A 12,634-nucleotide genomic window follows, 5' to 3' on the forward strand; every position below is an offset into this window, starting at 1 on the left:
GGGCCCCGTGCTGGAAAGCCGCCAGCTGCCCATCGGCGTGGTCACCAACATCGTCGGCATCCGCCGCGTGCAGATCGTGGTCGAAGGCCAGCCCGACCACGCCGGCACCACCCCCATGGACATCCGCCGCGATGCCCTGGTGGGCGCGGCCCGCCTCATCGACGCCGCCAGCCGCCAGGCCAGCGCCGCCAGCGGCAATCCGCATTACGTGGTGGCCACGGTAGGCAAGCTGGCCATGACGCCCAACGCCGCCAACGCCGTGCCCGGCCGTGTCGAACTGACGCTGGAAATGCGCAGCGACAGCAATGCGGTGCTGGACGCATTTCCCGAAACGCTGATGGCCTCGGTGGCCGACGACCTGAAGGCGCTGCGCCTGACCGCCGGCTTCACCCAGCTGAGCCGCGCCCAGCCCACCGACTGCGCGCCGCTGGTGATGGACGCGGTGAAGGCCGCCGCCGACCAGCTGGGCTACGCCAGCATGCGCCTGCCCAGCGGCGCGGGCCACGACGCCGTCTACATGGCGCCCACCGGCCCCATCGGCATGATCTTCATCCCCTGCCTGAACGGCCGCAGCCACTGCCCCGAAGAATGGATCGAACCGGCCCAACTGCTGGACGGCACACGCGTGCTGTACCAGACGGTGCTGGAACTGGATCGAGTACTGTCTCGCTAAGCTTGCGCCACCCAGACCCCCACGGACGCCATGGAACAGATTGAACTGAACGACAGCACCGCCGACCGCTACCTGCTGGACGCCCCCGGGCTGTCGCTGCTGGTGTTCCACAGCCGCACCTGCGGCACCTGCCGCATTGCCCGCGAACAGCTGCCCAAGCTGGAATTGCCGGTCGAACGCGTCTGTTGGGTGGATGCGGGCGAAAACGGCGGCCTGGTCGAACGCTATGAAGTCTTTCACCTGCCCGCCATGTTCGTGACGCGCGACGGCGCGTTCTTCGGCCCGGTGCAAGCCACCCTGGCCGAATGGGACCTGCGCCAGCAGATCGGCCTGGCGCTGGACAGCTACCCCGCCGAACTGCCTTGAACCGGGGCCAGCCATGACGCCCTTGCGCCGTCCGCTGGACACGCTGGCCACCAGCGTGATGCTGCTGCTGTGCATCTGCTGGGGGTTCCAGCAGATCGCCATCAAGCTGGTGGCCGCCGACATTTCGCCCATCATGCAGGTCGGGCTGCGCTCGACCTTTGCCGCGCTGGTGCTGGCGGTGGTGGTGTGGCGGGCCGAAGGCGGGCGTGCGCTGCGCGACGGCACCCTGGGTGCCGGCCTGCTGGTGGGCCTGCTGTTCGGACTGGAGTTCCTGGCGGTCGCACAGGGGCTGGTCTACACCACGGCCTCGCATATGTCCGTGTTCCTGTACACCGCGCCGATCTTCACCGCGCTGGGCCTGCACTGGCGCATGCCCGAAGAACGCATGGCGCCGCTGCAATGGCTGGGCGTGGCGGTGGCGTTCGGCGGCATCGCTGTGGCCTTCCTGGGCAACGGCAAACCGCAAGCCGGCGGCAGCGACATGCTGCTGGGCGACGCGCTGGGCTTGCTGGCCGGGCTGTTGTGGGGCGCCACCACGGTGGCAATCCGCCGCACCGCGCTGTCGGAAGCCGCGCCGGCCAAGACCCTGTTCTACCAGATGGCGGTCGCCGCGGTGCTGCTGCTGGGCTATGCCGCGGCCACCGGCAACGCTGGCATCCGCTATACGCAGGCGGCCGTGCTCAGCGTGGCGTTCCAGTCGGTCGTGGTGGCGCTGTCCAGCTACCTGGCGTGGTTCTGGCTGCTGCGCCGTTATCTCGCCTCGCGCCTGTCCATCCTGTCGTTCATGACGCCGCTGTTCGGCGTGTCGTTCGGCGTGCTGATCCTGAATGAGCCGCTGGACGGCGCCTTCGTGGTCGGCGCCGTGATGGTGCTGGCGGGCATTTCGCTGGTCAGCGGCGCGGGCTTGCTGCGCGAGAAGTTTCGGCGGCCGCCGCGCGCCTGAGCCTGACCCTTGCCGGTTTTCTAGCCCGGCGCGCGCGCCGGGCTTTTCTTTGCCCCCAGGTTCAGCACGATCAGCGCCGCCCCCGCCAGCACCAGCGCAAAGCCCCACCAATCGGCCGGGGCCGGGCGGTCGCCCACCAATGCCATCGCGCCCAGCACCCCCACCACCGGCACCATCAGGGTGGTCAGCGCCGCCACTGTCGCGCTGACCCGTTCGCTCAGCACGAACCACAGCCAGTAGGCCACCGCCGTGCCCAGGACGATATGGAAGGTCAGCGCCGCCGCCACCCGGCCATCCCACCCCTGCACCGGAAACGATTCGCCGGCCAGCAGCACGCCGGCCAAGGCGCAGGCCGCGCCTACCGCCAACTGCCAGGCCGTGATGACGATGCGGTGGCCACTCACCGGCCAGCGCTTCAGGTAGACCGTGCCGGCGGCCCACCCGAAGGCGGCGGTGAGCGGAAACACCAGGCCGCGCGCGGCGGCCAGGTCGTGTTCTGCGAAAACGGCGTGCAGCACCGGCCAGGCCAGCACCGCCACCCCTGCCCCGCCCAGCAGCAACGCCAGCCCGCGGCGGCGGTCCAGGCGTTCGCCCAGCACGGCCCAGGCCAACAGCGCCGACATCATCGGCATGGTGAAGGTCAGCACCGCCGCGCGCGACGTGCTGGTGCTGAGCTGCGCCCAGGCCACCGCCAGGTTGAACACCGCCACGGCCAGGATGCCGCCCACCACGATGCCCAGCCACGCGTCGCGCGGCGGCAGCAGGGGCAGCCGCTTGGCGCGCGCCAGCGCCAGCAGCAGCAAGGCCCCGCTGCCCAGACCCAACAGGCGCAGGGTGAACGGCGGGCAGATCGACAGCACGATCTTCACCGCCGGCCAGTTCAGGCCCCAGAACAGGGCCAATGCCACGGGGATCAGGCGCACGCGGCCTTTTCCTGGGCGATCAGGTCAGCCAGGCCCTGGCGCTGGCCGCCTTGGGCATCGAAGTTGTCGGGGCTGAGCCAGCGTTCGTAGGCGGCGCGCAGGGCCGGCCATTCGCTGTCGATGATCGAGAACCAGGCCGTGTCGCGGCTGCGGCCGCGGTACACGATGGCCTGGCGGAATATGCCCTCGAACTGAAAGCCCAGACGGGCGGCGGCCGAGCGCGACGGCGCGTTCAGGCTGTCGCACTTCCATTCATAGCGGCGATAGCCCAGCTCGTCGAACGCGCGACGCATCAGCAGGAATTGCGCCTCGGTGGCGATGCGGGTGCGCTTGAGCAGGCGCGAGAACGCCACGTGGCCCACTTCGATCACGCCATGGTTCGGGTCGATGCGCATCAGCGACAGCGAACCGACCGCGCGGCCCGTGGCCAGATCGATGACGGCGTGGTGCAGCGGATCGCTGCCCGGCTGCGCCTGGTGCTGTTCGGCAAACTTGCGGTAGGAGGCCTCGTCGGGAAACGGGCCCGCGGTCATGTAGGTCCAGTCGCTGCCGTCCGGCGCCTGGCTGAAGGCATGGAACAGGTCGGCCGTGTGGCGCTCGGCCGACAGGGGTTCCAGCCGGCAGTAGCGGCCTTCGATAGGCGTGACCGGCGGACGCGGGCGCGGCGTCCAGTCAGGCAAGTCGGGGCCGACGGGTTGTTGGTAAGCATTGACGCGGGGTTGCATGCTGCTGGCCTCATCCAGGTTGGAAAACGCCGCCGGCGGTGGCGACGCAAGCCGGGCCGTTGCATGATGGCAACCGGCCCTGGCATGCACTCACGATAGCGAAATCGTGGCATGATAAAAAGCACCACGATTCCTGAATTTAATAGAGCCATGATAGACGGTGCCGGTTTGTTGTCCAGCCCCCTGGCGCGCGGGCCCGGCGCGCTGCCGCGCCAGCGCCAGCTCATCCTGCGCCTGAAACAGGCCATCCTGGCCGGCCAGTTGCCGGCCGGCGGCAAACTGCCCGCCTCGCGCGTGCTGGCCGACGAACTGGCCATTTCCCGCAACACCGTGCTGATCGCCTACGAGCAATTGACGGCCGAAGGCTATGTCATCGCCGACCGCCAGGGCACCCGGGTCGCGCCCCTGTCGGCGGCAGCAGCCAGCGCCGCCAAGCAGGCCGCCGCGCCCGAGGCGCCGGCGTTTCGCACCGCCCAGCGGCTGTCGCGCATCGTCGCCACCCGCGCGCCCAACGACGGCGCGCTGCCGCTCACCCCCGGCACCCCGGCGCTGACGCAGTTTCCCATCAATGCCTGGCGCCGCGCGCAAGACCGCGCCCTGCAGGCCGCCCCCGCCGCCACCCTGGGCTACGGCCCGCCCGTGGGCGAACCGGCGCTGCGCGAGGCCATTGCCCAATACCTGCGCGTGTCGCGCGGGGTGCGCTGCGACGCCGACCGCATCGTCATCACCGAGGGCGCGCAAGGCGCGCTGGCCCTGTGCGTGCAGCTGTTGACCAATCCGGGCGACACCGCCTGGCTGGAAGAACCCGGCTACCGCGGCGCCAAGGCCTCGTTTCATGCGGGCGACCTGAACGTGGTCGCCATGCGGGTGGACGCCGATGGCATCGCCATTTCGGATGACGCCTGGGACAAGCAGCCCCCGCGCCTGATCCAGACCACGCCCACCCACCAATACCCGACCGGCGCGGTGCTGTCGCTGGCGCGCCGGCTGGACCTGCTGGAACGCGCCCGCCAGGCTGGCGCCTGGATCATTGAAGACGACTACGACAGCGAATTCCGCCACCAGGGCGAACCCATCGCCGCCATGCAGGGCCTGCTGCCCGACGCCCCGGTGCTGTATGTGGGTACCTTCAGCAAGACCATGTTCCCGGCCCTGCGGCTGGGCTTTCTGGTGCTGCCGCAGGCGATTGCCGGGCCGGCCATGCCGTCGATCATCGAAATGCTGCGCGGCGGCCACCGGCTGGAACAGCTGACCATGGCCGCCTTCATCGAAAACGGCCAGTTCTCGCGCCACCTGGGCCGCATGCGGCGGCTGTACCGCGACCGCCAGGCGGCACTGCGCGACGCGCTGGCGCAGCACCTGGGGGTGGACCACGAGGTGCTGGGCGGCCACAGCGGCCTGCACCTGACCGTGCGTCTGCCGCCCGACATCCCGGACCGCGCCATCGTCGAACAGGCCCGCAAGCTGGGCATGAACCCCAACGCGCTGTCGACCTTCGCCATCACGCCGCAGCCGCAGGACAACGGCCTGGTGATCGGCTACGGCAACACCAGCGCCGATCGTTTCCCGGGGCTGGTCAAGCAGTTGGGCAAGCTGGCGAGGGCGGCACGCGGGTAAGGCGGTTTTTCAGGCCTCGCCAGGCCAGCAGCAGCCGGACAGCTGCGATTGCGCTGCGGCCATCAACGGCGCGAATCCAGCGCCATGCGCAGCGCCAGGCCGGCCAGCACCGTGCCCATCAGCCAGCGCTGCACCACCATCCACAGCGGCCGTCCGGCCAGGAAACCGGCAATGGACCCGGCCATGATCGCAATGACCGCGTTGACCGACAGGCTGACCGCCACCTGCGTCATGCCCAGCGCCAGCGACTGCGTGAACACGCTGCCGTGATCGGGCTGGATGAACTGCGGCAGCAGCGACACGTACATCACCGCCACCTTGGGATTGAGCAGGTTGGTCACCAGCCCCATCGAGAACAGCGTGCGCGGGCTGCTGGCCGGCAGTTCGCGCACCTGGAACGGCGACCGTCCGCCCGGGCGCACCGCCTGCCAGGCCAGGTACAGCAGATACAGCGCGCCGCCAAAGCGCAGCGCATCATAGGCATATGGCACCGCCATCAGCAGCACCGTGATGCCGAACGCCGCGCACAGCACGTAGAACACGAACCCCACCGCCACGCCGCCCAACGAAATCAGCCCGGCCTTGGGGCCCTGCGAAATCGAACGCGACACCAGATAGATCATGTTGGGCCCGGGCGTGAGCACCATGCCCAGGGCGACCAGGGCGAACGTCAGAAGATTGGCAATGTCAGGCATGATGAACCGGCGCGCGCCGGACGGCAGTGAAGGGAGTGCTCTGCACGTTATCTGAAATCTGTATCGGAACAGCACGCTTTTTGTTGCGCCGCCGGGTTGCACCCACCCGACGCGGCATCCGGGCAACACCCCGGCTGAACAATCGCTGACAATCCGCGGTTTTAAATGTGGACGGATGGGATGCGCAGCCCGTCAGGGATAGAGTGGCAGAGACGCCCCGCAACATCGGAAAGGACCCCGCCCATGCCCCTGCGCAAATCGCCCGCCGCGCACAAGCCGGCCGCCATCCGGGTCGGCATCGGCGGCTGGACTTACGCCCCGTGGCGCGGCGCCTTCTATCCCGAAGGCCTGCCCCACGCCCGCGAGCTCGAATACGCCAGCCGCCAGCTCACCGCCATCGAAATCAACGGCACCTATTACAGCAGCCAGAAGCCGGCCACCTTCGCCAAATGGCGCGACGAGACGCCGGACGATTTCGTGTTTTCGCTGAAGGCCTCGCGCTACGCCACCAATCGCCGCGAACTAGCCGGCGCGGGTGAATCCATCCATCGCTTCGTGCACGGCGGCATCGCCGAGCTGGGCCCGAAGCTGGGGCCCATCGTGTGGCAGTTCGCGCCCACCAAGGTGTTCAACCCGGACGATTTCGGCGCCTTCCTGGCATTGCTGCCCGATGCGGTCGACGGCCTGCCGCTGCGCCACGTGCTGGACGTGCGCCACCCCAGTTTTGCCTGCGAGGAATACCTGGACCTGGCCCGCCGCCATGGCGCCGCCACCGTCTATACCGATAGCGAAGACTACCCGTCGCTGGCCGACCGCACCGGCGCATTCGTCTATGCGCGGCTGATGCGCGCCAGCACCGCCTTCAAGGCCGGCTACGCGCCCAAAGTGCTGGACGCCTGGGCCGAGCGGCTGCATACCTGGGCGCGCGGTGCGGACCCGGCCGACCTGCCGCGCGTCGGCATGCACAAGGCCCCCGGCGGCGCGAAGCCGCAGGACGTCTTTGCATTTTTCATCAATGGCGCCAAGGAACGCGCGCCGGCTGCGGCGCGCGCCATGATCGAACGGCTGTAGCGCGGACGATGTCCGCGCCAAGCCCCCGCACCGCCAAACCCGGCGCGGGCTAGTTCGCCACCGGCGTGCGCAGCGTCACGAACTCTTCGGCCGCCGTCGGGTGGATGCCGATCGTTTCGTCGAACACCTGCTTGGTCGCGCCCGCCTTCAACGCGATGGCGATGCCCTGCACGATCTCGCCGGCATCCGGGCCCACCATGTGCACGCCCAGCACGCGATCGGTCTTGACGTCGACGATCAGCTTCATCAGCGTCTTTTCCTGCGACTCGGTCAGCGTCAGCTTCATCGGGCGGAAGCGGCTTTCGAACAGCTTGATCTCGTGGCCGGCCTCGCGCGCCTCTTCGGTGGTCATGCCCACCGTGCCGATGTTGGGCAGGCTGAACACGGCGGTGGGGATCAGCTTGTAATCCACCTTGCGGTATTCCTCGGGGCGGAACAGGCGGCGCGCCACCGCCATGCCCTCGGCCAGCGCCACCGGCGTCAGCGGCACCCGGCCGATGACGTCGCCCAGCGCCAGTATCGACGGTTCGGCCGTGCGGTATTCGTCGTCGACGGCGATGAAGCCCTTGTCGTCGAACTTGACGCCGGTGTTTTCCAGGCCCAGGTTGTCCAGCATCGGGCGGCGGCCGGTGGCGTAGAACACGCAGTCGGTCTCGATCACCGAGCCGTCTTTCAGCGTGGCGGCCAGCACGCCGTCGGCGCGCTTGTCGATGCGGGCGACGTCGGCATTGAAGCGCAGGTCGATGCCCTTCTTGGTGAGCTCGTCGCGCAGGTGCTCGCGCACCGCGCCGTCAAAGCCGCGCAGGAACAGCGGGCCGCGGTACAGCTGGGTCGTCTGCGCGCCCATGCCATTGAAAATAGAGGCGAATTCGACCGCGATGTAACCCCCGCCCACCACCAGCACGCGCTTGGGCAGCGCCGGCAGGAAAAAGGCCTCGTTCGAGCTGATGGCGTGTTCCTTGCCGGGAATGTCCGGCACCTGCGGCCAGCCGCCGGTCGCCACCAGGATGTTCGCGGCGGTGTACGTCTTGCCGTCGACCTCGACGGTGTGCGGATCTTTGACGCGGGCGTGGGCTTCGAGCAGCGTCACGCCGCTATTGACCAGCAAATTGCGGTAAATGCCGTTAAGACGCTGGATCTCGCGGTTCTTGTTGGCGATCAGCGTGGCCCAGTCGAAGCTGGGCTGGCCGGCGGTCCAGCCAAAGCCATGCGCCTGTTCGAAATCTTCGCTGTAGTGGGCGCCGTAGACCAGCAGCTTCTTGGGCACGCAACCCACGTTGACGCAGGTGCCGCCCAGGTAGCGGCTTTCGGCCACGGCCACGCGGGCGCCGAAACCGGCCGCAAAACGGGCCGCGCGCACGCCGCCCGAGCCCGCGCCGATCACAAACAGGTCAAAATCGAATGCCATGGTGTTTCCTTCGCTGCCGCCTTGCGGCGCCGCGTTCACTGTCCGGGAAACCTGTATTTTGCACCACCTGACCCTGGACCCGCCCCATCGCCCCACGCCTTGCGATACATTGGCCGCCAGGGCGACGCCGCCGCCCCCTACTCTGGAGCAAGACCCATGTCGCTGGAAACCTGGCTGGCCTTCCTGGGCGCATCCGCCCTGCTGGTGATGCTGCCCGGCCCCACCATCCTGACCGTCATCAGCTATTCCATCACCCATGGCAAGCGCGCTCGCCTGCCGCTGGTGCTTGCCGTGACGCTGGGCGATTCCACCGCGCTGGCGCTGTCGCTGCTGGGCCTGGGCGCGTTGCTGTCGGCGTCGGCGTTCTGGTTCACCGTGGTCAAGACCGTGGGCGGACTGTACCTGCTGTACCTGGGCTTCAAGCTGCTGCGGGCCGGCGTGGCCCCGGCCACCTTGCCGCAGGCCGATGCCGCCGGTTCGCGCTGGAAGCTGTTCGCCAACACCTACCTGGTGACCGCGCTGAACCCCAAGGGCATCATCTTCTTCGTGGCCTTCCTGCCGCAGTTCATCGACCCGGCCGGCGACGTGACCCGTCAGCTGTGGACGCTGTCGGCCACCTTCGTGGCCTGCGCCGGCATCAATGCCACCGTCTACGCCCTGTTTGCCGGTTCGGCCCGCCGCCTGCTGGCCTCGCCCAGGGCGCAGCGCGGCTTCAACCTGGGCGGCGGCGCGCTGCTGTCGGCCGCGGGCATCTGGGCCTTGCTGGCGCGCCGCGCCTGAGGGCGCGGTTTCTGCCAGGAAACAGGGCGGCCAGCGCATGCCGCGCCGCCGCCCTGCCTTGACACCGCCCTGCCCTGACGCTGCCCTGCCTTAGCGCCGACTCAAGGCAGCGCCGCTGACACGGCTTGCGGGTCCAGCCCGTAGCGCCGGATCGCATCCGCCGCCTGCTCGGCCGGCAACACACCGTCATCGGCCAGCGCCTTCAGAGTGGCCAGCACGATGTGATGTCGGTCCACCTCGAAGAACGCCCGCAGCGCCTGGCGCGTATCCGACCGGCCAAAGCCGTCCGTGCCCAGCGTCACATAGCGGCGCCCCGCCACGAAGGGACGGATCTGCTCGGCCACCGTCTTCATGTAGTCGGTCGCGGCCACTACCGGCCCGGCGGCGGCGGCCAGGCAGCTTTCGGCGTAACCGCGGCGCGCCGCGTCCAGCGGATGCAGGCGGTTCCAGCGTTCGGTTTCCTGGCCGTCGCGGCGCAGCTCGGAATAGCTGGTGACGCTCCAGACGTCGGCCGCCACGCCGTAGTCCTGTTGCAGCAGATCGGCGGCGGCCAAGGTTTCGGCCAGGATCGCCCCGCTGCCCAGCAACTGCGCGCGCACCTCGCCCGGCCCGCCCTCGCGCAGCCGGTACATGCCTTTCAGGATGCCGGTTTCGGCGCCTTCGGGCAGCGGCGGATGCGCGGTCTTCTCATTGATCAGCGTCAGGTAGTAGAAGACGTCTTCCTCTTCCTGATACATGCGGCGCAGGCCGTCCTGCACGATCACCGCGATCTCGTAGGCATAGGCCGGGTCGTAGGCGATGCACGACGGAATCACCGAGGCCAGCACGTGGCTGTGGCCGTCGTCGTGCTGCAGCCCTTCGCCTTCCAGCGTGGTGCGGCCAGAGGTGGCGCCCAGCAGGAAGCCGCGCGCGCGGATATCGCCCGCCGCCCAGGCCAGGTCGCCCACGCGCTGAAAACCGAACATCGAATAGAAGATATAGAACGGAATGGTGGCCACGCCGTGCGTGCTGTAGGCCGTGGCCGCCGCGATCCATGACGACATCGCGCCCGATTCGTTGATGCCTTCCTGCAGAATCTGGCCGCGGCGGTCTTCGCGATAGACGCTGAGCTGGTCGGCGTCTTGCGGCGTGTACAGCTGGCCCACGTGCGAATAGATGCCCACCTGGCGGAACATGCCGTCCATGCCGAAGGTGCGCGATTCGTCGGGCACGATCGGCACCACCTTGGCGCCGATGTCCGGGTCCTTCAGCAGCTGCGCCAGGATGCGCACGAAGGCCATGGTCGTGGAAAACTCGCGCCCGTCGCTGCCCTTCAGGTGCGAGGCAAACGCGGCCAGCGCCGGCATGGCCTGCGGCCCCGGGCCGGCGGGCCGGCGCGGCAGATGGCCGCCCGCGCGCTGGATACCCGCGTCGAAATAGGCCTGTTCAGCGCTGCCGGGCGCTGGTTTGATGTACGGAATCTCGGGCAGCCGCTCGTCGGCCACCGGAATGCCGAAGCGGTCCCGGAACGCCCGCACCGCGGGGTCCGCCATCTTCTTTTGCTGGTGGTTGGTATTGGCCGCCTCGCCCGCCGCGCCCATGCCGTAGCCCTTCACCGTCTTGGCCAGGATCACGGTAGGCTGGCCGCGGTGCGCCAGCGCTTGCGCGTAGGCCGCATGCACCTTGACCGGGTCGTGCCCGCCCCGGTTCAGTGCGCCGATCTCGTCGTCGGACAGGTGCGCCACGCGTTCGAGCAGCACCGGGTCCGCGCCGAAGAAATGCTCGCGCACATAGGCGCCCCCGCGCGCCTTGAACACCTGGTATTCGCCATCCACGCATTGCATCATGCGGCGCCGCAGCCGGCCGTCGTGGTCCTGCGCCAGCAGCGCGTCCCAGCCGCCGCCCCACACCACCTTGATCACGTTCCAGCCCGCGCCGCGGTACACGCTTTCCAGTTCCTGGATGATCTTGGCGTTGCCGCGCACCGGGCCGTCCAGCCGCTGCAGGTTGCAATTGACCACGAAGATCAGGTTGTCCAGTCTCTCGCGCCCGGCCATGGCCACGGCCGCCAGCGTTTCGGGCTGATCCTGTTCGCCATCGCCCAGAAAGCCCCACACCCGGCGGTCTTGCGCGGGGATCAGTTCGCGGTCTTCCAGGTAGCGCATGTAGCGGGCCTGGTAGGCCGCCATCAGCGGCCCCAGCCCCATCGACACCGTCGGAAACTGCCAGAAGCCCGGCATGGTGCGCGGGTGCGGATACGAGGCCAGTCCGCCGCCGCCGATCTCGCGCCGGAAGCGATCCAGCTCGTCTTCCGAGATGCGCCCTTCAAGGTAGGCACGCGCGTAAATGCCCGGGGCCGAATGCCCCTGGATATACAGCATGTCGCCCAGGTAGTCCGGCGTGGCCGCGCGGAAAAAATGGCGGTAGCCGGTTTCATACAGGGTGGTTGCCGACGCGTAGGTAGCGATGTGCCCGCCCACGCCCGAGGTCTTGCCGGCGCGCAGCACCATGGCCATCGCGTTCCAGCGCAGGTAGGCGTCCAGGCGCGATTCGATGCCCACGTCGCCCGGAAACGCCGCCTGCCCCGCCACGCCGATGGTATTCACGTACGGCGTGGCGCCCGGCGCGGCGTAGCCGCCCAGGCGCTCGCGGTCCTGGTTGATCAGCTGGTCCAGCAGGTAGTGCGTGCGCGGCAGGCCTTCGTGCGCCAGCACGGCCTGCATGGCGTCCAGCCATTCCCGGGTTTCCTGGGGGTCGGCGTCGATAGGTTCGATCTCGGTTTCCATGGCTTGCTCCTTTGGGGAAAGCGGCGCCTGGACGGAAAGCACCGGCGCCTTCATTTCATATCGTGAATTGCATTTGCATAATGTGCAATTGCAATCGTATGAAGGTTCCCGAACAATTGCAAGTGCAACTGTTGGCGGTTTTGCCGGCCGCCGCCTCTACAATCGCGGCAGCAAAATCTCCAGACAAGGAACGACCGCATGGCCACGGGCAAGCCCGACGCGTGGAGCCTCTTTCTGACCGCGCATGCGCTGGTGGTGGAAGAGATCGAAAAAAGACTGTCCGCCGCCGACCTGCCACCGCTCGCGTGGTACGACGCGCTGTGGGCGCTGGAACGCGCGCCGCAGGGCACCGCCCGCATGTTCGAGATGGCCGAACGCATGGTCATCGCGCGCTACAACCTGACTCGGCTGATGGACCGGATCGAAGCCGCCGGGCTGGTCGAACGGTTCCGCAGCGACGAAGACCGCCGCGCGACCTACGCCCGCATCACGCCTGAAGGCCTGGCGCTGCGACGCAAGATGTGGAAGATCTACGGGCCGGCGATTGACGAGCTGTTCCTGTCGCGGCTGCCGCAGGCGCAGCAGGACGCCATGGCCGAACAGTTCCGCGGCATCGCCCGGCATGTGCGGGCGCTGACCAAGAGCACGGTTGAGTAACACGGCGGCAG

The 12,634-nt window shown here is 68.6% G+C and carries 12 protein-coding genes; 7 read left to right on the top strand and 5 right to left on the bottom strand.

Going from position 1 to position 12,634, the window contains the following annotated elements:
- The 3 genes from HV798_RS08945 to HV798_RS08955 all read left to right on the top strand — a co-directional run.
- Positions 1–673 (top strand): M20/M25/M40 family metallo-hydrolase (locus HV798_RS08945; protein WP_175192474.1); only part of this gene is annotated, 673 nt, incomplete at its 5' end.
- A gap of 30 nt (positions 674–703) precedes the next feature.
- Positions 704–1,039, top strand: a complete 336-nt coding sequence (locus HV798_RS08950) for a thioredoxin family protein (protein ID WP_175192475.1) — start codon at positions 704–706, stop codon at positions 1,037–1,039.
- A 13-nt stretch (positions 1,040–1,052) separates the two neighbouring features.
- A complete protein-coding gene (locus HV798_RS08955; RefSeq protein WP_175192476.1) occupies positions 1,053–1,982 on the top strand; it encodes a DMT family transporter in 930 nt (309 codons plus the stop codon).
- A 20-nt stretch (positions 1,983–2,002) separates the two neighbouring features.
- Here the strand turns inward: HV798_RS08955 and HV798_RS08960 are convergent, their stop codons facing one another.
- Together HV798_RS08960 and HV798_RS08965 are read right to left on the bottom strand one after the other, a co-directional pair.
- Entirely contained in the window at positions 2,003–2,905 is a 903-nt protein-coding gene (locus HV798_RS08960) for a DMT family transporter (protein WP_175192477.1), read from the bottom strand.
- A complete protein-coding gene (locus tag HV798_RS08965) occupies positions 2,896–3,630 on the bottom strand; it encodes a GNAT family N-acetyltransferase (protein ID WP_175192478.1) in 735 nt (244 codons plus the stop codon). Before HV798_RS08965 ends, HV798_RS08960 begins: the two co-directional genes overlap by 10 nt.
- A 111-nt stretch (positions 3,631–3,741) precedes the next feature.
- Here HV798_RS08965 and pdxR point away from each other — a divergent pair, with 111 nt between their 5' ends.
- Complete coding sequence (pdxR, locus tag HV798_RS08970) at positions 3,742–5,247, top strand: MocR-like pyridoxine biosynthesis transcription factor PdxR (RefSeq protein ID WP_175192479.1); 1,506 nt, start codon at positions 3,742–3,744, stop codon at positions 5,245–5,247.
- A 62-nt stretch (positions 5,248–5,309) separates the two neighbouring features.
- On the opposite strand, the gene HV798_RS08975 is transcribed toward pdxR, so the two are convergent.
- Complete coding sequence (locus HV798_RS08975; RefSeq protein ID WP_025135485.1) at positions 5,310–5,942, bottom strand: LysE family translocator; 633 nt, start codon at positions 5,940–5,942, stop codon at positions 5,310–5,312.
- Positions 5,943–6,185: 243 nt separating this feature from the next.
- Here HV798_RS08975 and HV798_RS08980 point away from each other — a divergent pair, with 243 nt between their 5' ends.
- Positions 6,186–7,013 (top strand): DUF72 domain-containing protein, encoded by an 828-nt coding sequence (locus tag HV798_RS08980; protein ID WP_175192480.1) that lies wholly within the window; start codon positions 6,186–6,188, stop codon positions 7,011–7,013.
- A gap of 49 nt (positions 7,014–7,062) precedes the next feature.
- Here HV798_RS08980 and gorA read toward each other — a convergent pair whose 3' ends face one another.
- A complete protein-coding gene (gene gorA / locus HV798_RS08985; protein WP_175192481.1) occupies positions 7,063–8,421 on the bottom strand; it encodes a glutathione-disulfide reductase in 1,359 nt (452 codons plus the stop codon).
- Positions 8,422–8,577: 156 nt separating this feature from the next.
- On the opposite strand from gorA, the gene HV798_RS08990 reads away from it, so the two are divergent.
- Positions 8,578–9,201 carry a LysE family translocator gene (locus tag HV798_RS08990; protein ID WP_175192482.1) on the top strand — a complete coding sequence of 208 codons (624 nt, stop codon included), beginning with the start codon at positions 8,578–8,580 and terminating at the stop codon, positions 9,199–9,201.
- Positions 9,202–9,302: 101 nt separating this feature from the next.
- Here the strand turns inward: HV798_RS08990 and aceE are convergent, their stop codons facing one another.
- Positions 9,303–11,966, bottom strand: a complete 2,664-nt coding sequence (aceE, locus tag HV798_RS08995; RefSeq protein ID WP_175192483.1) for a pyruvate dehydrogenase (acetyl-transferring), homodimeric type — start codon at positions 11,964–11,966, stop codon at positions 9,303–9,305.
- A 198-nt stretch (positions 11,967–12,164) separates the two neighbouring features.
- Between aceE and HV798_RS09000 the strand changes: the two genes are divergently transcribed.
- Positions 12,165–12,623 carry a MarR family winged helix-turn-helix transcriptional regulator gene (locus HV798_RS09000; RefSeq protein ID WP_175192484.1) on the top strand — a complete coding sequence of 153 codons (459 nt, stop codon included), beginning with the start codon at positions 12,165–12,167 and terminating at the stop codon, positions 12,621–12,623.
- Positions 12,624–12,634 lie beyond the last annotated feature (11 nt).

Source organism: Achromobacter deleyi (assembly GCF_902859705.1).
GTDB lineage: Bacteria > Pseudomonadota > Gammaproteobacteria > Burkholderiales > Burkholderiaceae_B > Achromobacter > Achromobacter deleyi.

Bases quoted from the DNA above. Each gene is read 5' to 3' on its own strand.
- HV798_RS08955 (WP_175192476.1), top strand. From the start codon at position 1,053: ATGACGCCCTTGCGCCGTCCGCTGGACACGCTGGCCACCAGCGTGATG.
- HV798_RS08975 (WP_025135485.1), bottom strand. From the start codon at position 5,942: ATGCCTGACATTGCCAATCTTCTGACGTTCGCCCTGGTCGCCCTGGGC.
- HV798_RS09000 (WP_175192484.1), top strand. From the start codon at position 12,165: ATGGCCACGGGCAAGCCCGACGCGTGGAGCCTCTTTCTGACCGCGCAT.
- HV798_RS08990 (WP_175192482.1), top strand. From the start codon at position 8,578: ATGTCGCTGGAAACCTGGCTGGCCTTCCTGGGCGCATCCGCCCTGCTG.
- aceE (WP_175192483.1), bottom strand. From the start codon at position 11,966: ATGGAAACCGAGATCGAACCTATCGACGCCGACCCCCAGGAAACCCGG.
- HV798_RS08965 (WP_175192478.1), bottom strand. From the start codon at position 3,630: ATGCAACCCCGCGTCAATGCTTACCAACAACCCGTCGGCCCCGACTTG.
- HV798_RS08950 (WP_175192475.1), top strand. From the start codon at position 704: ATGGAACAGATTGAACTGAACGACAGCACCGCCGACCGCTACCTGCTG.
- pdxR (WP_175192479.1), top strand. From the start codon at position 3,742: ATGATAAAAAGCACCACGATTCCTGAATTTAATAGAGCCATGATAGAC.
- HV798_RS08980 (WP_175192480.1), top strand. From the start codon at position 6,186: ATGCCCCTGCGCAAATCGCCCGCCGCGCACAAGCCGGCCGCCATCCGG.
- gorA (WP_175192481.1), bottom strand. From the start codon at position 8,421: ATGGCATTCGATTTTGACCTGTTTGTGATCGGCGCGGGCTCGGGCGGC.